Annotated in this window: 18 protein-coding genes; 15 read left to right on the top strand and 3 right to left on the bottom strand. The window is 72.9% G+C overall.

Features of this window, described 5'->3' with window-relative positions; genetic code table 11:
* Positions 1-214: 214 nt before the first annotated feature.
* From SCWH03_RS07785 to SCWH03_RS07750, 8 genes are all read left to right on the top strand, one after another.
* Positions 215-1,660, top strand: coding sequence for an aldehyde dehydrogenase family protein (locus tag SCWH03_RS07785; RefSeq protein WP_173263434.1), 1,446 nt, complete (start codon positions 215-217; stop codon positions 1,658-1,660).
* Positions 1,661-1,886: 226 nt separating this feature from the next.
* Positions 1,887-3,869: an acyl-CoA dehydrogenase family protein gene (locus SCWH03_RS07780; RefSeq protein ID WP_254076620.1), complete on the top strand. Its 1,983-nt coding sequence runs from the start codon at positions 1,887-1,889 to the stop codon at positions 3,867-3,869.
* A gap of 102 nt (positions 3,870-3,971) precedes the next feature.
* On the top strand, positions 3,972-5,234 hold the full coding sequence (dxr, locus tag SCWH03_RS07775) for a 1-deoxy-D-xylulose-5-phosphate reductoisomerase (protein WP_173263433.1): 1,263 nt from the start codon (positions 3,972-3,974) through the stop codon (positions 5,232-5,234).
* Positions 5,231-6,532 carry a M50 family metallopeptidase gene (locus SCWH03_RS07770; RefSeq protein WP_173263432.1) on the top strand — a complete coding sequence of 434 codons (1,302 nt, stop codon included), beginning with the start codon at positions 5,231-5,233 and terminating at the stop codon, positions 6,530-6,532. Before dxr ends, SCWH03_RS07770 begins: the two co-directional genes overlap by 4 nt.
* A 532-nt stretch (positions 6,533-7,064) precedes the next feature.
* Entirely contained in the window at positions 7,065-8,219 is a 1,155-nt protein-coding gene (ispG, locus tag SCWH03_RS07765; RefSeq protein ID WP_173263431.1) for a flavodoxin-dependent (E)-4-hydroxy-3-methylbut-2-enyl-diphosphate synthase, read from the top strand.
* A 180-nt stretch (positions 8,220-8,399) separates the two neighbouring features.
* Entirely contained in the window at positions 8,400-9,245 is an 846-nt protein-coding gene (locus tag SCWH03_RS07760) for a GNAT family N-acetyltransferase (protein WP_173263430.1), read from the top strand.
* Between the two features lie 28 nt (positions 9,246-9,273).
* Positions 9,274-9,816 (top strand): GNAT family N-acetyltransferase, encoded by a 543-nt coding sequence (locus SCWH03_RS07755; protein ID WP_173263429.1) that lies wholly within the window; start codon positions 9,274-9,276, stop codon positions 9,814-9,816.
* A gap of 123 nt (positions 9,817-9,939) precedes the next feature.
* Positions 9,940-11,634: a proline--tRNA ligase gene (locus SCWH03_RS07750; protein ID WP_173263428.1), complete on the top strand. Its 1,695-nt coding sequence runs from the start codon at positions 9,940-9,942 to the stop codon at positions 11,632-11,634.
* Positions 11,635-12,087: 453 nt separating this feature from the next.
* On the opposite strand, the gene SCWH03_RS07745 is transcribed toward SCWH03_RS07750, so the two are convergent.
* The 3 genes from SCWH03_RS07745 to SCWH03_RS07735 are packed head-to-tail and all read right to left on the bottom strand — an operon-like array spanning position 12,088 to position 14,005.
* Complete coding sequence (locus tag SCWH03_RS07745; RefSeq protein ID WP_173263427.1) at positions 12,088-12,963, bottom strand: aminoglycoside phosphotransferase family protein; 876 nt, start codon at positions 12,961-12,963, stop codon at positions 12,088-12,090.
* Positions 12,964-12,980: 17 nt separating this feature from the next.
* Positions 12,981-13,409, bottom strand: coding sequence for a DUF4439 domain-containing protein (locus SCWH03_RS07740; RefSeq protein WP_173263426.1), 429 nt, complete (start codon positions 13,407-13,409; stop codon positions 12,981-12,983).
* Positions 13,409-14,005: a hypothetical protein gene (locus SCWH03_RS07735; protein ID WP_173263425.1), complete on the bottom strand. Its 597-nt coding sequence runs from the start codon at positions 14,003-14,005 to the stop codon at positions 13,409-13,411. Before SCWH03_RS07735 ends, SCWH03_RS07740 begins: the two co-directional genes overlap by 1 nt.
* Before the next feature lie 188 nt (positions 14,006-14,193).
* On the opposite strand from SCWH03_RS07735, the gene rimP reads away from it, so the two are divergent.
* The 7 genes from rimP to truB all read left to right on the top strand — a co-directional run bounded on the left by rimP (position 14,194) and on the right by truB (position 21,499).
* Complete coding sequence (gene rimP, locus SCWH03_RS07730; protein WP_173263424.1) at positions 14,194-14,718, top strand: ribosome maturation factor RimP; 525 nt, start codon at positions 14,194-14,196, stop codon at positions 14,716-14,718.
* A 2-nt stretch (positions 14,719-14,720) separates the two neighbouring features.
* A complete protein-coding gene (gene nusA, locus SCWH03_RS07725; protein WP_173263423.1) occupies positions 14,721-15,728 on the top strand; it encodes a transcription termination factor NusA in 1,008 nt (335 codons plus the stop codon).
* A 262-nt stretch (positions 15,729-15,990) separates the two neighbouring features.
* The gene (locus SCWH03_RS07720) at positions 15,991-16,278 is read left to right on the top strand and encodes a YlxR family protein (protein ID WP_173263422.1); all 288 of its coding nucleotides are present in this window, start codon (positions 15,991-15,993) and stop codon (positions 16,276-16,278) included.
* Between the two features lie 155 nt (positions 16,279-16,433).
* Positions 16,434-19,505 (top strand): translation initiation factor IF-2, encoded by a 3,072-nt coding sequence (gene infB, locus SCWH03_RS07715; RefSeq protein ID WP_173263421.1) that lies wholly within the window; start codon positions 16,434-16,436, stop codon positions 19,503-19,505.
* Positions 19,506-19,662: 157 nt separating this feature from the next.
* Positions 19,663-19,956, top strand: a complete 294-nt coding sequence (locus tag SCWH03_RS07710; RefSeq protein WP_173263420.1) for a DUF503 domain-containing protein — start codon at positions 19,663-19,665, stop codon at positions 19,954-19,956.
* A gap of 80 nt (positions 19,957-20,036) precedes the next feature.
* On the top strand, positions 20,037-20,573 hold the full coding sequence (gene rbfA, locus SCWH03_RS07705; RefSeq protein ID WP_173263419.1) for a 30S ribosome-binding factor RbfA: 537 nt from the start codon (positions 20,037-20,039) through the stop codon (positions 20,571-20,573).
* Positions 20,570-21,499: a tRNA pseudouridine(55) synthase TruB gene (gene truB / locus SCWH03_RS07700; protein WP_173263418.1), complete on the top strand. Its 930-nt coding sequence runs from the start codon at positions 20,570-20,572 to the stop codon at positions 21,497-21,499. The genes rbfA and truB overlap by 4 nt, the downstream gene beginning before the upstream one ends.
* Positions 21,500-21,617: the final 118 nt, after the last annotated feature.

The following is a 21,617-nucleotide window of genomic DNA, read 5'->3' as shown; positions in this document are numbered from 1 at the left end:
GCTCGGCCCCCGGCACCTCCCGGCCCCGGCACCTCCCGGCCGCCTGTGCCCGCGCCCACCCCGTCGCCGCCGCACTCCCCGGCTCGCCGTACCCGCCAAAGCGGCAGGGCGGGCCGGCCGACCACTCCACGCCGGACAACCCGGGATCCGGGCCGGCCGCCCTACCGTGTGAGCAGAGGCACCCCACTACTTCGGAAGGGTCGGGACCCCCAACATGACTTCCACCCACGCCTTCTGGCTCGCCGGCCGCCAGGCCACCGGCGAGGCGGCCTTCGACGTGACCTCCCCCTGGGACGGCCGTCTCGTCGGCACGGTCTCCGTCCCGACCGGGGCCCAGGTCGAGGAAGCCGTTGCCGCGGCCCATGCCGTTCTCGACGAGTTCGCCGCGACCCCGGCCCATGTGCGCGCCGCGGCCCTCGACCATGTGTCGAAGCGCCTCGCCGAGCGCACCGAGGAGATCGCCGGGCTGATCTCCGCGGAGAACGGCAAGCCCGTCAAGTGGGCCCGCGGCGAGGTCGGCCGTGCGGTCTCCGTCTTCCGGTTCGCCGCCGAGGAGGCGCGCCGTTTCAACAGCGGCGACGCCCAGCGCCTCGACACGGACCTCGGCGGCCAGGGGCGCCTCGCCCTCACCCGCCGCTTCCCCAAGGGCGTCGTCCTCGGCATCGCGCCGTTCAACTTCCCGCTGAACCTGTGCGCCCACAAGATCGCACCGGCCATCGCCGTCGGGGCGCCGATCATCCTGAAGCCCGCACCGGCCACTCCGCTGTCCGGTCTGATCCTCGGCGAGCTGCTCGCCGAGACCGAACTGCCCGCCGGCGCCTGGTCGGTGCTCCCGGTCCCGAACGACAGGATGCCCGCCCTGGTGCAGGACGAGCGTCTCCCGGTGATCTCCTTCACGGGCTCCGACAAGGTCGGCTACGCGATCATGGATTCGGTGCCGCGCAAGCACTGCACCCTGGAGCTCGGCGGCAACGGCGCGGCCGTCGTCCTCGCCGACTTCGCCTCCGAGGAGGACCTGGACTGGGCGGCGGGCAGGATCGCCACCTTCTCCAACTACCAGGGCGGCCAGTCCTGCATCTCCGTGCAGCGGGTGATCGCCGACGCCTCGGTGTACGACCGGCTCCTGCCGAAGATCGTCGCCGCGGTCGAGGCGCAGAACACCGGTGACCCCTCCGACCCGTCCACCGACGTCGGCCCGCTGGTCAGCGAGGACGCGGCCAAGCGGGTCGAGTCCTGGGTCGAGGAGGCCGTCGGGGCGGGTGCCCGCCTGCACACCGGCGGCAAGCGCGACGGCGCCTCCTACGCGCCGACCGTGCTCACCGGAGTGCCTGCGCACACGACGCTCGCCTGCGAGGAGGTGTTCGGCCCGGTCCTCACCGTGCGGAGCGTCGAGGGCGAGGCCGAGGCCTTCGAGGCGGTGAACGACTCCAAGTACGGTCTGCAGGCGGGTGTGTTCACACACGACCTGCAGACGGCCTTCCGCGCCCACCGGGCGCTGGAGGTCGGAGGCGTGGTCGTCGGCGACGTCCCGTCCTACCGCGCCGACCAGATGCCCTACGGCGGCGCCAAGCAGTCCGGCGTGGGCCGCGAGGGCGTGAAGTTCGCGATGGACGACTACACCTACGAGCGGGTGCTGGTCCTCACCGGACTCGCCCTGTAGTACGGCCGGGACCGGCCCCGCCGTGTCCGGGACAGTGACGGCCGGAGCCCACTGCGCGGGGGCTCCGGCCGCCCCTTCGTGGTAGGGGGCCGGGGACCCACCCGGCTGCCCCGCAGGACTGGTGGGGCGGGCGGTATTCGGGTAGATACGGACGAGTAGCACCCGAGCAGCACCGGACGGTAGTTCCCGGTCCGGCCGCCCTCCGACAGCGGTGAGGTGAGTCCTCATGTCCGCACCATCCACTCCTCAGGACACCCCGAAGGCCACCGTGTCCCCAGAGGCCACAGGGGCACCCAAGGTCACCGAGCGTGAGGCACGACAGGTCGCCGAGGCCGCGCGCGAGCAGGGCTGGCGCAAGCCCAGCTTCGCCAAGGAGCTGTTCCTCGGCCGTTTCCGGCTCGACCTGATCCACCCCCACCCGCTGCCCGCCTCCGAGGACGTGCAGCGCGGCGAGGAGTTCCTCGCCAAACTGCGCGACTTCTGCGAGACGAAGGTCGACGGTGCGCTCATCGAACGCGAGGCCCGGATACCGGATGAGGTGGTCGAGGGCCTCAAGGAACTCGGCGCCCTCGGCATGAAGATCGACATCAAGTACGGCGGCCTCGGCCTCACCCAGGTGTACTACAACAAGGCCCTGGCCCTGGTCGGCTCGGTGAGCCCCGCGATCGGTGCGCTGCTGTCCGCGCATCAGTCGATCGGCGTACCGCAGCCGCTGAAGATCTTCGGCACCCAGGAGCAGAAGGAGACGTTCCTGCCGCGCCTGGCCCGCACCGACATCTCGGCGTTCCTGCTCACCGAGCCCGACGTGGGCTCCGACCCGGCACGCCTGGCCACCACGGCCGTGCCCGACGGCGACGACTACGTCCTGGACGGCGTGAAGCTGTGGACGACCAACGGCGTCGTCGCCGACCTCCTCGTTGTCATGGCCCGCGTCCCCAGGTCCGAGGAGCACCGGGGAGGCATCACCGCGTTCGTCGTCGAGGCGGGCGCCGAGGGCATCACGGTCGAGAACCGCAACGCCTTCATGGGCCTGCGCGGCATCGAGAACGGCGTGACCCGCTTCCACCGGGTCCGGGTGCCCGCGGCGAACCGCATCGGCCCCGAGGGGGCCGGGCTGAAGATCGCCCTGACCACACTCAACACCGGCCGGCTGTCGCTGCCCGCGATGTGCGTCGGCGCCGGCAAGTGGTGCCTGAAGATCGCCCGCGAGTGGTCCGCCGTCCGCGAGCAGTGGGGCAGGCCGGTCGCCGGCCACGAGGCCGTCGGCGCGAAGATCTCCTTCATCGCGGCGACCACCTTCGCCATGGAGGCCGTCGTCGACCTGGCGTCCCAGATGGCCGACGAGGACCGCAACGACATCCGCATCGAGGCGGCCCTGGCCAAGCTCTACGGCTCCGAGATGTCCTGTCTCATCGCCGACGAACTGGTCCAGATCCGCGGCGGCCGCGGCTTCGAGACCGCGGAGTCACTGGCGGCCCGCGGCGAACGGGCCGTCCCCGCCGAGCAGTTGCTGCGCGACCTGCGCATCAACCGCATCTTCGAGGGCTCCACCGAGATCATGCACCTGCTGATCGCGCGCGAGGCGGTGGACGCCCACCTCTCCGTGGCCGGCGACATCATCGACCCCGACAAGTCCTTCGGCGACAAGGCCAGGGCCGGTGCGGCCGCCACCGCGTTCTACGCCCGCTGGCTGCCCCGGCTGGTCGCGGGCCCCGGTCAGCTGCCCCGCTCCTATGCGGAGTTCCACCCGCGCGGGTACACCGACCTCTCCACCCATCTGCGGTACGTGGAGCGCACCTCGCGCCGGCTGGCCCGCTCCACCTTCTACGCCATGTCCCGCTGGCAGGGCCGGATGGAGACCAAGCAGGGCTTCCTCGGCCGCGTCGTCGACATCGGAGCCGAGCTGTTCGCGATGAGCGCCGCCTGCGTGCGGGCCGAACTCCTGCGCAGGACCGGGGAGCACGGCCGGGAGGCCTACCGGCTGGCGGACGCCTTCTGCCGGCAGTCCCGCATCCGCGTCGAGGAGCTCTTCGGGCGGCTGTGGACCAACACCGACGACCTCGACCGGTCGGTGGTCAAGGACGTCCTCGCCGGTTCCCACACCTGGCTCGAGGAGGGCGTCCTCGACCCGAGCGGCGACGGCCCCTGGATCGCGGACGCCTCCCCGGGCCCCTCGACGCGGGAGAACGTCCACCGCCCGTTCCGCTGACCGGCCCGCCGGTGCGGGCCGCCGCCCCGGGTGGCGCCCGCACCCGCGCCCCGCGGGGACGCGCTGTCGGGACCCGCGGGAACTGCGGCCACAATGGGGGGCATGAGCGACAGCCCAGCCCCCCTCGCCGATCCGCACATCGCCTTCGATCCGTCCGAAGGCCGCCGGGACATCGTCGTCCTCGGCTCCACCGGGTCCATCGGCACGCAGGCCATCGACCTGGTCCTGCGCCATCCCGACCGCTTCCGCGTCACCGCGCTCGCCGCCTCCGGAGGGCGGGCCGCCCTGCTCGCCGGGCAGGCCCACCGGCTGCGGGTCCGCTCGGTCGCCGTCGCCCGCGAGGACGCCGTCCCCGCGCTCCGGGAGGCCCTGGACGCACGGTACGGAACGGGCGAGCCGCTCCCCGAGATCCTCGCCGGGCCCGACGCGGCGACCCGCCTCGCCGCCTCCGAGTGCCACACCGTCCTCAACGGCATCACCGGATCCATCGGCCTCGCCCCCACCCTCGCCGCGCTCGAGGCGGGACGCACCCTCGCGCTCGCCAACAAGGAGTCGCTGATCGTCGGCGGCCCGCTGGTCAGGGCGCTTGCAAAGCCCGGCCAGATCATCCCCGTCGACTCCGAGCACGCGGCGCTGTTCCAGGCCCTGGCCGCCGGCACCCGCGCCGATGTGCGCAAGCTCGTCGTCACCGCGTCCGGCGGACCGTTCCGCGGCCGCTCCCGGGCCGAGCTCTCCCGGGTCACCCCCGAGGACGCCCTCGCCCACCCCACCTGGGCGATGGGGCCGGTGATCACGGTCAACAGCGCCACCCTGGTCAACAAGGGCCTGGAGGTGATCGAGGCGCACCTGCTGTACGACATCCCGTTCGACCGCATCGAGGTCGTGGTCCACCCCCAGTCCTACGTTCACTCGATGGTGGAGTTCACCGACGGCTCCACGCTCGCCCAGGCCACCCCGCCGGACATGCGCGGCCCCATCGCCCTCGGCATCGGCTGGCCCCAGCGGGTGCCCGACGCCTCACCCGCCTTCGACTGGTCGACCGCCTCCACCTGGGAGTTCTTCCCCCTCGACGACGCGGCCTTCCCGTCCGTGGCCCTGGCCCGGCACGTGGGGGAGCTGGGAGGCACCGCCCCGGCGGTGTTCAACGCCGCGAACGAGGAAAGCGTCGACGCGTTCCTCGCAGGACGGCTGCCGTTCAACGGAATCATGGATACGGTCACTGCAGTCGTCGGCGAACACGGCACACCCCGCGGGGGAACCTCGCTGACGGTCCAGGACGTCCTGGAGGCGGAGACCTGGGCGCGTGCCCGCGCCCGGGAACTGGCCGCACCGGCGAAGAAGGCGACAGCGGAGGCTCGCGCATGACGGTTCTGTTGACGGTCCTCGGCATAGCGCTCTTCGCCGTCGGGCTGCTCTTCTCCATCGCGTGGCACGAGCTCGGGCACCTGTCCACCGCCAAGCTCTTCGGCATCCGCGTGCCCCAGTACATGGTCGGCTTCGGCCCCACGATCTGGTCGCGCCACAAGGGCGAGACCGAGTACGGGATCAAGGCCATCCCGATGGGCGGCTACATCCGCATGATCGGGATGTTCCCCCCCGGCCCGGACGGGCGGATCGAGGCCCGCTCCACCTCGCCCTGGCGGGGCATGATCGAGGACGCCCGCACTGCGGCCTTCGAGGAGCTCAGGCCGGGCGACGAGACCCGGCTCTTCTACACGCGCAAGCCGTGGAAACGCGTCATCGTGATGTTCGCGGGCCCCTTCATGAACCTGGTGCTCGCCGTCGCGATCTTCCTCGGCGTCTCGATGTCGTTCGGCTTCGCCACCCAGACCACCCAGGTCGCCGGCGTGCAGCAGTGCGTCATCCCGCAGAGCGAGGAACGCAGCACCTGCACATCCACGGACCCCGTGTCCCCGGCGGCGGCCGCGGGACTGCTCGAAGGCGACCGGATCGTCGCCTTCGACGGGGTGCCGGTCAGCGACTGGGGCGACCTGTCCCACCGCATCCGCGAGACCATCGGCCCCGCCACCATCACGGTCGAACGCGGCGGCGAGGAGAAGGTCCTGCAGGCCACCCTGCTGAAGAACATGGTGGCCGAGAAGGACGCGGACGGCCAGGTCGTCCCCGGCGAGTTCGTGCCGGCCGGCTACCTCGGCTTCGCGGCGCGGACGGAGATCGTCCCCCAGTCCTTCGGGCAGTCCATGGAGCGCATGGGCGACATGTTCGGGAACGGCGTCCAGGCGATCGTCTCCCTTCCCGCCAAGGTGCCCGACCTGTGGGCGGCGGCCTTCAGCGACGGCGACCGCAAGGACGACTCCCCGGTCGGGGTCGTCGGGGCGGCCCGGATCAGCGGCGAGGTGCTGAACCTCGACGCCCCCACCCAGAACATCGTCGCGACGTTCCTGATGCTGCTCGCCGGCTTCAACCTCTCGCTCTTCCTGTTCAACATGCTGCCGCTGCTGCCCCTGGACGGCGGGCATATCGCGGGTGCGCTCTGGGAGTCCTTGCGGCGCAACCTCGCCCGGCTCTTCCGCCGGCCCGATCCGGGTCCCTTCGACGTGGCGAAGCTGATGCCGGTGGCCTATGTGGTCGCGGGGATCTTCATCTGCTTCACCCTGCTCGTGCTGGTGGCGGACATCGTGAACCCGGTGAAGATCACATAGGGACTGCCGGTGGCTCCCCGGTGGCTCCCCGGTGGCTCTCCCGCGGTTTCGCGGGCCGGGCCGGGGGCCGGGCCGAATGAGGCGTTCCCCGGGTGACACGGCGCGGCCCCGCCGGGCCCGCGCCGGACCCCGCCGGGCCCGGCCCGGCCCGCATGGGGTATCGGCGTTACGCCCGGTCCGGGCCTGGGTCCGGACCGGTGCGCGGGCGTCCGGCCGGCTCGTGGTCCCTGTCCGGAACCCGCTCGGAACCGCTGCGCCTCAGCTGGTCTCGCCGGGAACCGGCCCCGCCGCGCGGGGCTCCGGCGTGGGCCCGAGGCCGGCCCCCGGTCCGGAACCGGTCCGGACGCGTCCGCCCCTGTCCGGCCCCCGTCCGAACCGGGCGAAACGCGGCCGGGCCCCGTGTGGCGTCCGGCCGCGTCCCTTCGGGTGGTTCGCCGCCGCGGTGTGCCGGGCCCCGGTCCCTTGGCGTAATCTCGAAGGCTGGAGCCCGCCCTGTCAGGGCCTCGATCCACACCTTGGGGTTGCACAGCAGATGACCGCGATTTCTCTCGGCATGCCGTCCGTTCCGACCAAGCTCGCCGACCGAAGGGCCAGCCGCAAGATCCAGGTCGGCTCGGTCGCCGTCGGCGGTGACGCACCCGTCTCGGTGCAGTCGATGACGACGACGCGGACCTCCGACGTCGGTGCCACGCTGCAGCAGATCGCCGAGCTGACCGCCTCCGGCTGCCAGATCGTCCGCGTCGCGTGCCCCACGCAGGACGACGCCGACGCGCTCCCCACCATCGCCCGGAAGTCGCAGATCCCGGTGATCGCGGACATCCACTTCCAGCCGAAGTACGTCTTCGCGGCCATCGAAGCGGGCTGCGCCGCGGTCCGCGTCAACCCCGGCAACATCAAGCAGTTCGACGACAAGGTCAAGGAGATCGCCAAGGCGGCCGGGGACGCCGGCACCCCCATCCGGATCGGTGTGAACGCGGGCTCGCTCGACCGCCGGCTGCTGCAGAAGTACGGCAAGGCCACCCCCGAGGCGCTCGTCGAGTCCGCGCTGTGGGAGGCCTCGCTCTTCGAGGAGCACGGCTTCCGCGACATCAAGATCTCGGTCAAGCACAACGACCCGGTCGTCATGGTCAACGCCTACCGCCAGCTGGCCGCCCGGTGCGACTACCCGCTGCACCTCGGCGTGACCGAGGCCGGCCCGGCCTTCCAGGGAACCATCAAGTCCGCCGTCGCCTTCGGCGCACTGCTCAGCGAGGGCATCGGCGACACCATCCGGGTGTCGCTGTCCGCTCCCCCCGCCGAGGAGGTCAAGGTCGGCATCCAGATCCTGGAGTCGCTCAACCTGCGCCAGCGCCGGCTGGAGATCGTCTCCTGCCCGTCCTGCGGCCGCGCCCAGGTCGATGTCTACAAGCTGGCCGACCAGGTCACCGCCGGTCTCGAGGGCATGGAGGTGCCCCTGCGCGTGGCCGTCATGGGCTGCGTGGTCAACGGCCCGGGTGAGGCCCGAGAGGCCGACCTCGGCGTCGCCTCGGGCAACGGCAAGGGCCAGATCTTCGTCAAGGGCGAGGTCATCAAGACGGTACCCGAGTCGAAGATCGTCGAGACCCTGATCGAGGAGGCGCTGAAGATCGCCGAGCAGATGGAGAAGGACGGCGCGGCCTCCGGCGAGCCCGAGGTCTCCGTCGGCTGACAACCCGCCCGAGGGCCGGTCCGCGCGGGCGGCCCGGCCCTTTCGCGTGAGGCGACCGGACCAGGGTAGGCAGGTAGGGTGCACAGACCGGCAGGCCGTACACCATGGCGGGTACGTGCAGGGCCGGGCCGACCGAGCGGCACCTGTCGTTGCCCTCAAGGAGTGATGGAGGGCCCTTTTGTGTTGACGCAGACGACCACCCGGGTCCTCGGCCCCGACGATGTCGGGGCCGCCCTTGCGGTCCTGGAGAGCGACCCCGTCGCCAACGCGTTCGTCACCGCCCGCGTCCATGTCGCCGGACTCGACCCCTGGCGTCTCGGCGGCGAGATGTGGGGCTGGTACGACGACGGCCGGCTGCGCTCGCTGTGCTATTCGGGCGCCAACCTGGTCCCGATCTGCGCCACCCCCGAGGCCGTCCGCGCCTTCGCCGACCGCGCCCGCAGGGCCGGCCGCCGCTGCTCGTCCGTGGTCGGGCCGGCGGAGGCCACCGCCCTGCTCTGGAAACTGCTGGAGCCGAGCTGGGGCCCGGCCCGCGAAGTCCGCGCCCACCAGCCGCTCATGGTCACCGAGTCCGTGCCCCCGGACATCGAGCCCGACCCGCATGTGCGGCGCATCCGCAAGGACGAGATGGAAGTGATCATGCCCGCCTGCGTGGCCATGTTCACCGAGGAGGTCGGCGTCTCCCCGACGGCAGGCGACGGCGGACTGCTCTACCAGGCCCGGATCGCCGAACTCGTCGGCACGGGCCGCTCCTTCGCCCGTATCGACGACGGCAGGGTCGTCTTCAAGGCCGAGATCGGCGCCGCCACCCCGCTGGCCTGCCAGGTGCAGGGAGTCTGGGTCGCCCCCGAGTACCGGGGACGGGGTCTGTCCGAGACCGGGATGGCGGCCGTGATCCGCTACGCCCTCGCCGATGTCGCACCGGTCGTCAGCCTGTATGTGAACGACTACAACACCGCGGCCCGCGCGGCCTACCGCAGGGTGGGATTCCGTGAGGTCGGTGCGTTCATGAGCGTGCTGTTCTGAGCGGTCGGCGGAGAAGTAGGGTTCCCGCATGGAACACGATGTCGAGGTGGCGCCGGTCAACCTCGCCGCGCGCGTGGACGAAGCCCTCTCCGTGCAGGCCCTCGCCTTCGGCCTGACCGGGGAGGAGGTCGGGATCCGCCGCCACATCGTGCTCCGGCACCTGCTCTGCCCCGGTGCCCGCGCCCTCGGCGCCACGACCGCCGAAGGCCGCCTGGTCGGCTTCGTGTACGGGATGCCCAACGACCGCACCCACTGGTGGTCCACGGTCGTGGAGCCGTATCTGCGCGGCAACGGCGCCGACGACTGGCTGGACGACTCTTTCGTGATCACCGAACTCCATGTCCACCCCGCCTACCAGGGACGCGGCATCGGCCGGCGGCTGATCACCACCATCACCGACGGCGCCGCCCAGTCCCGCTCCATCCTCTCCGCGATCGACACCGAGAGCCCGGCCCGCGGGCTGTACCGCGCCCTCGGCTACCGCGACCTCGCCCGCCGGGTCCTCTTCCCCAGTGCCCCGAAGCCCTACGCGGTGATGGGGGCCCCGCTGCCGCTGCTGCGCGGCGCTTGAGGGCCCGGCCGTACGCACGGGGCCGCTCGGGCAGCGGAACTGATTTCCGCCCGCCGGTACCGCCCGGCTAACCTCCTTCAGCACCACCCTTTCTTGTACGCACGTGTACGCAGGAGACAATCCATGGCAGCCCAGGTCCAGCGCATGTCCCGTCTGATGGTCAAGACACTGCGCGACGACCCGGCGGACGCCGAGACGCTCAGCCACAAGCTGCTGGTGCGCGCCGGCTACGTCCGGCGGAACGCTGCGGGCATCTGGAGCTGGCTGCCCCTCGGTATGCGCGTCCTGGAGAACGTCGCCCGGGTCGTCCGCGAGGAGATGGACGCCATCGGCGCCCAGGAGGTGCTGCTGCCCGCGCTGCTGCCCAAGGAGCCGTACGAGGCGAGCGGCCGCTGGGACGAGTACGGTGCCGAGCTGTTCCGCCTGAAGGACCGCAAGGGCGCGGACTACCTGCTCGGGCCCACGCACGAGGAGATCTTCACCCTGCTGGTGAAGGACCAGTGCACCTCCTACAAGGACCTGCCGGTCATCCTCTACCAGATCCAGACGAAGTACCGCGACGAGGCCCGTCCGCGCTCGGGCATCCTGCGCGGCCGCGAGTTCCACATGAAGGACTCCTACTCCTTCGACACCACCGACGAGGGGCTGGCGGAGTCGTACCGGCTGCACCGGGAGGCCTACATCAGGATCTTCCGCCGCCTCGGTCTGGAGCACCGCATCGTCTCCGCCGTCTCCGGTGCGATGGGCGGCTCGGCTTCCGAGGAGTTCCTCGCCCCGGCCCCCGCGGGCGAGGACACCTTCGTCCACTGCCCCTCGTGCGGCTACGCGGCGAACACCGAGGCCGTCGCCTTCGCGGTCGTGCCGGGCTCCGGCGGGCACGGTCCCGTCGAGGAGCTGGACACCCCGGACACCCCGACCATCGAGACGCTCGCCGACCACCTGGGGGTGCCGGCGTCCGCCACGCTCAAGAACCTGCTGGTGAAGGTCGACGGAGAGATCGTCGCCGTCGGCGTGCCCGGTGACCGCGAGGTCGACCTCGGCAAGCTCACCGACCAGCTGGCCCCGGCGGCCGTCGAACTGGTCACCGCCGAGGACTTCACCGGCCGCCCCGACCTGGTGCGCGGGTACGTCGGCCCCCAGGGCCTGGACAAGGTCCGCTACCTCGCCGACCCGCGGGTCGCCCCGGGCACGGCCTGGATCACCGGTGCCAACAAGCAGGACAAGCACGCCCGGAACGTCGTCGCCGGCCGGGATTTCGAGGTCGACGACTACCTGGACGTGGTCGTCGTCGAGGACGGTGACCCGTGCCCCGCCTGCGGCGCCGGACTGAAGCTGGACCGCGCGATCGAGATCGGCCACATCTTCCAGCTGGGCCGCAAGTACACGGACGCCTTCCAGCTCGACGTCCTGGGCCAGAACGGCAAGCCGGTCCGCGTGACCATGGGCTCGTACGGCATCGGCGTCTCCCGCGCGGTGGCCGCCCTCGCCGAGCAGCACGCCGACGAGCAGGGCCTGTGCTGGCCCGCCGAGATCGCCCCGGCCGACGTCCACCTCGTCGCCGCGGGCAAGGCACTGCAGACCGAACTCGCGCTCGACGTGGCGGAGAAGCTCGGCGCGGCGGGTGTGCGGGTGCTCGTGGACGACCGGGCCGGAGTCTCCCCCGGCGTGAAGTTCACCGACGCCGAGCTGATCGGTGTACCGAGGATCCTCGTGGCGGGCCGCCGCTCCGGCGAGGGCGTCCTGGAGCTGAAGGACCGCCGCACGGGCGAGCGCGAGGAACTGACGGTCGAGGAGGCCGTCGCACGCCTCACCGCCTGAGCGAGGCGCGGGCCCGCGTCAGGCCCCGGGGCCGGGAAGGCAGTACGCCTCCCCGGCCTCCCGGCCGGGGAGGCGGCGCGGGTTCCGGGCCGGTGGACCGCGGTGCAGGCACCGGCCGTTGGAGCGGTGGGTCGCGCACCGGCCTGCCCGGGGCCCGGCGAGGGCGGTGGGACGCAATCTGCTCCCCTGTTCCCGCGGGCCCGGATCGCGGGGCGGCCCCGCTGACCACCGGCCCCCTCCCGCCACCCGCCGTGCCCGCGTCCTTCGGCCCTCCCGCCCGCGCGGGTCCTGCTCTTGCGGGTCCTGCTCTTGCGCGGGATGCCGCGGAGCCGGCGGCGGCAGTGAGGTACGGATCCTGCGGGTCCTGCCCCGCGGGGGACGCCGTTCACGCCGGGTGGGAGCCGCCGGGTGAGAGCCGCCCGCTGTGCGGCCGCCGGTGCCCCGGGCGGCCGTTCACAGCCAGCCGGCGAACTCCAGCGACAGCTCGCCCTCGGCGCGCCGCCCCTCGGCGATCGCCCGGGTACCCGACTCCACCGCGCGGAACAGCGTCCAGCCGCGCAGCCGGTCGCGGTCGACGTCCAGCGAGTCCGCGAGCCGGTTCACCCGGCGGCGGGCCGCGGAGGCGCCCGAGGCGGCGGCGACCAGGTCCTCCACCCGGTCCCGGGCCAGTCGCGCCAGATCGTACGCCCGCTCGCCCACCAGCGGCTCCGGCCCCACGGCCAGCCACGGAGCACGGTCGCCGGCGAGGACCTTGCCCTGCCGGAAGTTCCCGTGCAGCAGCAGTGACTCGGCGGAGTCCGCGAGCAGCTCCCCGCGGGTGGTGAGTGCCGCCTCCAGCAGCGCCCGCGGCGCCGCCCCCGCACGGTCGGACAGCGCGGACAGCTGGCGCCCCGTGCGCTCGGCCACGGTCTCGAAGACATGACCGGGGGGCGGTTCCACCCACAGTCGCCGCACGGTGCCCGCCGCCTCCAGCAGCGCCCTGGCTTCGGGCAGCGAGCGTACGGACTGCTCGGGGTGCAGCCGCTCCAGCAGCAGCGCGCCACCGGAGCCGCCCAGCAACCGCACCGCGCCGAACCCGTCCCAGTGGGCGAGGGCCGCCCGCTCCAGCTCCGGCGCCGCGAGGGGCGGCACCAGCTTGAGCGCCGCAGGCGAGCCGTCCTGCCGCCGCCGCACGAGGACGACCAGGCTGCTCCGGCCGCCGGGCGCCATCACCCGCTCGACCTCCAGGCCGTCGCGGGCGGCCGTCTCCTCCACCAGCTCCGGAAGCTGCCCGGTCCACTCGCTGTCGCCCAGCGCCCGCACCAGACGCCGGGGCGGTTCGAAACCCATGCGTGCGTCGTTTCCCTTCAGTGAGTCGCGGCCCGCTCGGCCAGGCCGGGAAAGGCCACGCCGGTACCGCGCCATCGTGCGGCCCGCACCGCCGCCTCGCGCAGCGCGGCCGCGGCGTCCTGCCGCAGCGGGCCCCGCGCCGCCCGCACCAGGTCTGAGTAGACGGCCGCGACCCGGTCCTCCAGTACCGCGGCGAGCCGCGCCGCGGCCGCCGGGTCGGGCACCGCGAACGGCAGAGTGTAGGCGGCCCGCGCCGCGGTGGGCCTTCCGCCGAGATCCCGGACCGCGCGCTCCAGGGCGTCCCGGCGGGCCCGGTGCGCCGCATGGGCCGCCAGGGCGTCGGGGCGGCGGGCCGCGCCGGCCCGGCCTCCGACCACGCCGTAGCCGTACACGGCGGCGTGCTCGGCCGCGAGCGCGGCCTGCGCCGCGACCAGTGCCTCGCTCATCAGCGGGACCCTTCCGTCAGCAGATAGGCGTGGACCGCCCCGGCCGCGGCGACCGACGCCAGCAGCCGGGCGTACTCCGGTGGGGCGGCGCTCAGCGCGGCGGTGTGCCCGTCGGCGGTCCTGCGCTCGGCGGCGGCGAGTTCACGCACGGCCGCCGCGGAGTCGGCGGGCACCGGCGGTGCCGCGGCGGCCGCCGGGGACGATGCGGCGGGACGCTCCGGGCCGGACCCGGCCGCCGCGGGGGAGGCGGGGGAGGCAGGGGGCGGCGACGAGGACGGCGAGGGGGCCGGCCGGGCCGGGGTCGGGAGCCGCGATCCGGCCGGTGCGAGCGCCTCGACGTGCCGTACGACCGCGGCGCGCAGCGGCGACAGGCGCGCCGCGAGGGCCGGATGCACCGCCAGTACCGCGTCGTACCGCAGCAGCAGGGCGCCGCTCAGCCCGGCACCGTGCTCGCGCAAGGCGGTCTCCGCCGACCCGCTCCGGAGCGCCGCGCGCCGCGGGCCCGGCTCGTTCGGTGAACACCCGGTCAGCGCCGTGGCAGCTGCCGCTCCGGCGGCCAGGAGGGATCGTCTGGCTGTCGTACCGGTGCGGTCCACCTGGTCCCTCCTCGGGCCGTGGGGCGCGGTCACCCGATCGGGTGGACGGCGCCTTGATGTGATCACCGCAGGCGAGCGTACCTGCGGGTCATCGGCGGATGGACGGCAACACCCCTCGCGACCGGTTACCCTTTGTGCTGACCCACGACGAAACCCACAACAGCACACGCGGCCGAGGAGTCACCCGGATGAGCACCACCCAGAGCGAGAGGCTGCGCGGACTGCTCGAACCGCTCGTCAGCGCCGCGGATCTGGATCTGGAAGAGATCGAACTGTCCCGGGCCGGCCGCCGCCGTGTGCTCCGCGTCGTCGTGGATTCCGACCGGGGGGTCGATCTGGACGCCTGCGCCGAACTCAGCCGCGTCATCTCCGACCGGCTGGACGAGAGCGACGTCATGGGCGAGGGCGAGTACCAGCTGGAAGTGACCTCCCCCGGGGCCGAGCGCCCGCTCAGGGAGCACCGCCACTACGCGCGTGCCAAGGGCCGGCTCGCCCGGTTCCGGCTGACCGCCCCGGAGGGCGGCACCGGTGGCGAACTGGTCGCCCGGATCCTCGGCGTCGACGACGAGGGCCTCGACCTCGAGGTGCCGGGCGTGAAGGGGCGCAGGCCCACACCCCGCAGACTCGCCTTCGGCGAGATCGCCGGGGCGCGTGTGGAGCTGGAGTTCAACCGCAAGGACACCGACGGCGTTCAGAAGGAAGAGGAGGCGTAGCCATGGACATCGACGTGAAGCTCCTGAGGGGCTTGGCGCAGGAGAAGGAGATCGCCTTCGACCTGCTGGTCGACGCCATCGAGTCGGCCCTCCTCATCGCCTACCACCGCACCGAGGGAAGCCGCCGGCACGCCCGGGTCGAGCTGAACCGCCAGAGCGGGCACGTGACGGTGTGGGCGAAGGAGGACCCCGCGGAACTCGAGGAGGGCCAGGAGCCGCGCGAGTTCGACGACACCCCGCACGACTTCGGCCGGATCGCCGCCTCCACCGCCCGCCAGGTCATCCAGCAGCGACTGCGCGACGCCGAGAACGACGTCACCTTCGGCGAGTACGCCCGCCGTGAGGGCGACATCGTGGCGGGCCAGGTCCAGCAGGGCAAGGACCCCAAGAACGTGCTGGTCAAGCTGGACGACAGGCTGGAGGCCATCCTGCCGGCGCAGGAGCAGGTGCCGGGTGAGGAGTACTCCCACGGTCTGCGGCTGCGCACCTACGTCGTGCGGGTGGCCAAGGGGGTGCGGGGTCCCTCCGTCACCCTGTCGAGGACCCACCCCAATCTGGTGAAGAAGCTCTTCGCGCTCGAGGTGCCGGAGATCGCCGACGGTTCGGTCGAGATCGCGGCCATCGCCCGCGAGGCCGGGCACCGGACCAAGATCGCTGTGCGGTCCACCCGCAGTGGCCTGAACGCCAAGGGCGCGTGCATCGGCCCGATGGGCGGCCGGGTGCGCAATGTCATGGCCGAGCTGCACGGTGAGAAGATCGACATCGTGGACTGGTCGGACGACCCGGCGGAGATGGTCGCCAACGCGCTGTCCCCGGCCCGGGTCTCCAAGGTGGAGGTCGTCGACCTCGGCGCCAGGTCCGCCCGGGTGACGGTCCCCGACTACCAGCTGTCACTGGCCATCGGCAAGGAGGGGCAGAACGCCCGGCTCGCCGCGCGGTTGACCGGCTGGCGGATCGACATCCGGCCGGACACCGAGCAGCCCGCCGGGCAGCCTGCCGGGCAGAGCTGAACCCGGGGCCCCGGGCGGGCCTCGGCGAGGCCCTGGAAGCCGCCCCGGACAAGTCGCGGACAAGTCCCGGACAAGTCCCTGAAGAAGTTCCGGGAGAAGCCCTGACGGTGTGCGGGCGGCTGCGCCCCGGACCACCGTGCCGAGGGAACGTGTCCCGGTGCGGACCCGGGGGTAGCCGGGGGATCGCCGAGAGTTTTGAGCCATCAGCTGTTCGACCACCGCCCCGAAGGGGTGGGGTCGGTACGGGGAGGTAGACTTGTACGTGTCTGGTCGGACGCATGCCCGCGCATGCCCTGAGCGAACCTGCGTGGGGTGTCGGGAGCGAGCGGCCAAGCGCGATCTCCTGCGCATCGTGGCGGTCGAGGGCGTGTGCGTCCCCGATCATCGCGGTACGCTGCCCGGCCGGGGTGCTTATGTGCACCCCGCCTCGGTCTGTCTCGACCTGGCGGTTCGCCGTCGTGCGTTTCCGAGGGCCCTCAAGGCCCCCGGGCCGCTCGACACCGCGGACGTACGCCGTGCCGTCGAGGCGGCGGCCCAGGCCGCACCGTAAGAAGAAGCAAGCAGCACCGCGCGGATCCCCGTGCGGTCAGGTACCTCGCGAGTCGGAAGTAGGTCGAGATTGCGATGAGCACTCGATGAGTACGCGATGAGTACGCCCATGAAGTAGCGACGGTCCGGCGGTAACCCGGACCTAAAAGGAGCGAAGTGGCTAAGGTCCGGGTATACGAACTCGCCAAGGAGTTCGGTGTAGAGAGCAAGGTCGTCATGGCCAAGCTCCAGGAACTCGGTGAATTCGTCCGTTCGGCGTCCTCGACGATCGAGGCGCCGGTTGTACGCAAACTGACCGACGCTTTCCAGCAGGGTTCCGGGGGCTCCCCCGCGAAGCGCTCTGCCGGCAAGCCGGCGGCGCCGCGCAGGTCGGCACCCGCGAAGCCGGCCCCGGCGGCGGAAGGCCGCGCGGGCGGCGCGCCCGTGCCCTCTCCGGCGCAGGCGGCGCGTCCCGCCGCCCCCAAGCCCGGCGCACCGGCCCCCAAGCCGGCGGCGGCCGAGGCCCCCAGAAGTGTTCCCGCGGCGCCGGCCCCCGGCCCGCGGCCGACCCCGGGCCCCAAGCCCGCGGCGGCCCCGAAGCCGGCTCCGGCCGCCCCGGCCGCCCCGGAGTTCACCGCGCCCCCGGCCGCCCCGGCTGCCGGTCCCCGGCCCGGTGCCACTCCGGGCCCGCGCCCGGCCGCACGTCCCGGCCAGGGCCAGGGCGGCGGTGCCCGTCCCGGCGCCCCGCGTCCCGGGGGCGAGCGCCAGGCTCCGCGTCCCGGTGCCCGGCCCTCGGGCCCGCGTCCGGGCAACAACCCCTTCACCTCCGGCGGCTCGACCGGTATGGCGCGCCCGCAGGCGCCCCGTCCGGGCGGAGCCCCGCGTCCCGGTGGTGCGGGTGCCCCGGGCGGCCCCCGCCCGGGGGGCGCCGGCCAGGGCGGTCCCCGTCCGCAGGCTCCCGGTGGCTCCCGTCCCACCCCCGGCGGCATGCCGCGTCCGCAGGCTCCGCGTGGCGCCGGCGGCCCCGGTGGTAACCGTCCGAACCCGGGCATGATGCCGCAGCGCCCCGCTGCCGGCCCGCGTCCCGGTCCCGGCGGTCGCGGTCCCGGCGGCCCCGGCGGCCGTCCCGGTGGTGGCGGCGGCGGTGCCGGCCGTCCCGGCTTCGCCGGCCGTCCCGGTGGCGGCGGCGGTGGCGGCGGCCGTCCCGGTGGCGGCGGTGGCGGCTTCGGCGGCCCGCGTCCGGGTGGCGGCGGCTTCGGCGGTGGCGGCGGTGGCCGTCCCGGCTTCGGCGGCCGTCCCGGTGGCCCCGGGGGCCGCGGCGGCACACAGGGCGCGTTCGGCCGTCCCGGCGGTCCGGCGCGCCGCGGCCGCAAGTCGAAGCGGCAGAGGCGCCAGGAGTACGAGGCCATGCAGGCCCCGTCGGTCGGCGGCGTGATGCTGCCCCGCGGCAACGGCGAGACCGTCCGTCTGTCGCGCGGCGCCTCCCTGACCGACTTCGCGGAGAAGATCAACGCGAACCCGGCGTCGCTCGTCGCCGTGATGATGAACCTCGGCGAGATGGTCACCGCCACGCAGTCCGTCTCCGACGAGACGCTGCAGCTTCTGGCCGGCGAGATGAACTACACGGTTCAGATCGTCAGCCCGGAGGAGGAGGACCGCGAGCTGCTCGAGTCGTTCGACATCGAGTTCGGCGAGGACGAGGGCGGCGAGGAGCTCCTGGTCGCGCGTCCGCCGGTGGTGACCGTCATGGGCCACGTCGACCACGGCAAGACCCGGCTGCTGGACGCGATCCGCAAGACGAACGTCGTCGCGGGCGAGGCCGGCGGTATCACCCAGCACATCGGTGCCTACCAGGTCTCGACCGAGGTCAACAGCGAAGAGCGCCGCATCACCTTCATCGACACCCCGGGTCACGAGGCGTTCACCGCCATGCGTGCCCGCGGTGCCAAGTCGACCGACATCGCGATCCTCGTGGTGGCGGCCAACGACGGTGTGATGCCCCAGACGATCGAGGCGTTGAACCACGCCAAGGCGGCCGACGTGCCGATCGTGGTCGCGGTCAACAAGATCGACGTCGAGGGCGCCGACCCGACGAAGGTGCGCGGTCAGCTGACCGAGTACGGCCTGGTGGCCGAGGAGTACGGCGGCGACACCATGTTCGTCGACATCTCCGCCAAGCAGGGCCTCAACATCGAGAACCTGCTGGAGGCCGTGGTCCTGACCGCGGACGCCGCCCTGGACCTGCGGGCCAACCCGGAGCAGGACGCGCAGGGCATCGCGATCGAGTCCCACCTCGACCGCGGCCGCGGTGCCGTCTCGACCGTCCTGGTCCAGCGGGGCACCCTGCGCATCGGCGACACCATGGTCGTCGGCGACGCGTACGGCAGGGTCCGCGCGATGCTCGACGACAAGGGCAACAACGTCGACGAGGCGACCCCGTCGACTCCGGTGCTGGTCCTGGGCCTCACCAACGTCCCGGGCGCCGGAGACAACTTCCTGGTCGTCGACGAGGACCGCACGGCCCGCCAGATCGCCGAGAAGCGTGCCGCCCGGGAGCGCAACGCCGCCTTCGCCAAGCGCACCCGCCGGGTGTCCCTCGAGGACCTCGACAAGGTGCTCAAGGCGGGTGAGGTCCAGCAGCTCAACCTCATCATCAAGGGCGACGCGTCCGGTTCCGTCGAGGCCCTGGAGTCCTCGCTGCTCCAGCTGGACGTCGGCGAGGAGGTCGACATCCGGGTGCTGCACCGCGGTGTCGGTGCGGTCACCGAGTCGGACATCGACCTGGCGACCGGCTCCGACGCCATCGTGATCGGCTTCAACGTGCGCGCCGCCGGGCGTGCCACGCAGATGGCCGAGCGCGAGGGGGTGGACGTCCGCTACTACTCGGTCATCTACCAGGCGATCGAGGAGATCGAGGCGGCCCTCAAGGGCATGCTCAAGCCGGAGTTCGAAGAGGTCGAGCTCGGCACGGCGGAGATCCGCGAGGTCTTCCGCTCGTCCAAGCTGGGCAACATCGCCGGTGTGCTCATCCGCTCCGGCGAGGTCCGGCGCAACACCAAGGCGCGCCTCATCCGCGACGGCAAGGTCGTCGCGGAGAACCTCACCATCGAGGGGCTGCGTCGCTTCAAGGACGACGTCACCGAGATCCGCGAAGGCTTCGAGGGCGGTATCAACCTCGGGAACTTCAACGACATCAAGGTCGACGACGTCATCGCGACGTACGAGATGCGCGAGAAGCCCCGCGGCTGACGCGGCTCGGCTGGCCACGCACACCGCGCTCGGGGCCGGTCGGCGGGAGGTAATCCCGTCGATCGGCCCCGGCCGTGCGTGTACGGTTCCTTGATGTACCTGCCAAGAGCGGGCAGGGCGCCTACCGAACCCGTACCGGCGGGACATCCGGACACACATGTTTGTGGGGACGCTGTCCTTCGACCTGCTTCTCGGCGACGTCCACTCGCTGAAGGAGAAACGCTCCGTCGTCCGCCCGATCGTGGCCGAACTCCAGCGCAGATACGCGGTGGCGGTGGCCGAGGTGGGCGGGCAGAACCTGCACCGCAGGGCCGAGATCGGCCTCGCGGCGGTGTCCGGGGACCCGGGACACCTCACAGACGTACTGGACCGGTGCGAGCGCCTCGTCGCCGCCCGGCCCGAGGTGGAGCTGCTGTCGGTACGACGGCGGCTGCACGGAGACGATGACTGAGTGCGTTGCCGCAACGCACGGAGACTGCACCGTCCGGGGGGTCATCCCCCGGACCACCGCACGAAAGAGGAGAAGGACCGGTGGCCGACAACGCGCGGGCCCGCAAGCTGGCCGATCGCATCCAGGTCGTGGTCGCGGAGACCCTGGACCGGCGAATCAAGGATCCGCGGCTGGGTTTCGTCACGATCACGGACGCCCGGGTCACCGGAGACCTGCGGGAGGCCACGGTCTTCTACACGGTGTACGGGGACGACGAGGAGCGCGCCGCGTCCGCCGCCGCGCTGGAGTCCGCCAAGGGCGTCCTGCGGTCCGAGGTGGGCCGCCAGACGGGGGTCCGCTTCACGCCGAGCCTTGCGTTCGTCCCGGACGCGCTCCCGGACAACGCCCGGACCATCGACGACCTGCTCGACAAGGCGCGGGCCAAGGACGCCGAGGTGCGCCAGGCATCCACGGGCAAGACGTACGCGGGCGGGGCCGACCCCTACCGCAAGCCGGAGGACGGGGACGACGAAGCGGGCCCCGACGAAGGCAGGGACGAGGGCAGGGACGAAGGCAGGGACGAGGGCGGGGACCGGAACCGAGACGAGGGCGGGGACAAGGGCACGGCCTCCGCATGAGCCAGCGCAGCAACGCCGCCCCGGCCGCCGGCGGGGGCGGCACCCCGGACGGCCTGATCATCGTCGACAAGCCGGCCGGCTTCACCTCGCACGACGTCGTCGCCAAGATGCGCGGCATCGCGCGCACCCGCCGCGTCGGCCACGCGGGCACACTGGACCCGATGGCGACCGGAGTGCTCGTCCTGGGCGTCCAGCGGGCCACCAAGCTCCTCGGCCATCTGGCACTGACCGAGAAGGAGTACCTCGGCACGGTCCGGCTCGGCCAGACCACCGTCACCGACGACGCGGAGGGCGAGATCACCTCGTCCGCCGACGCCTCCGGCATCCCCCGGGACGCCGTCGACGCCGGGGTCGCCCAACTCACCGGCGACCTCATGCAGGTGCCGTCGAAGGTCAGCGCCATCAAGATCGACGGCAGGCGGTCCTACGCACGGGTCCGCGGCGGCGAGGAGTTCGACATCCCCGCCCGCCCGGTGACCGTGTCGCGGTTCACCGTCCACGACGTCCGCGAGGCCGTCGCCGAGGACGGCACCGCCGTCACCGATCTCGTCGTCTCGGTGGTCTGCTCCTCCGGCACCTATGTCCGCGCCCTCGCCCGGGACCTCGGCGCCGGGCTGGGGGTCGGCGGCCATCTGACCGCACTGCGCCGCACCCGCGTCGGGCCGTACCGGCTCAACGCGGCCAGGACCCTCGACCAGCTCCAGGAGGAGCTGACGGTCATGCCGGTCGGCGAGGCCGCCGCGGCGGCGTTCCCCCGCTGGGACGTCGACGAGCGACGCGCCCGGCTGCTGCTCAACGGGGTGCGCCTGGACATCCCGGAGTACGGCGGGCGGGGCCCGGTGGCCGTCTTCGGGCCCCAGGAGCGGTTTCTGGCGCTGGTCGAGGAGCACCGGGGCAAGGCGAGGAGCCTCGCGGTCTTCGGCTGACGCCCGCGGGTGCAGGCCGCACCGGCCCAGTGACCACCGGCCCCGTCCCCCTCGGGGAGTGCGCCGGGCCGTGCCGGGACTTCCCTCGTGGAGCGGGCAGGGCCGCTGCCCGCTCCAC

It is taken from the genome of Streptomyces pacificus, assembly GCF_011766325.1.
GTDB lineage: Bacteria > Actinomycetota > Actinomycetes > Streptomycetales > Streptomycetaceae > Streptomyces > Streptomyces pacificus.
This window is presented reverse-complemented; position numbering and strand designations above follow the sequence as displayed.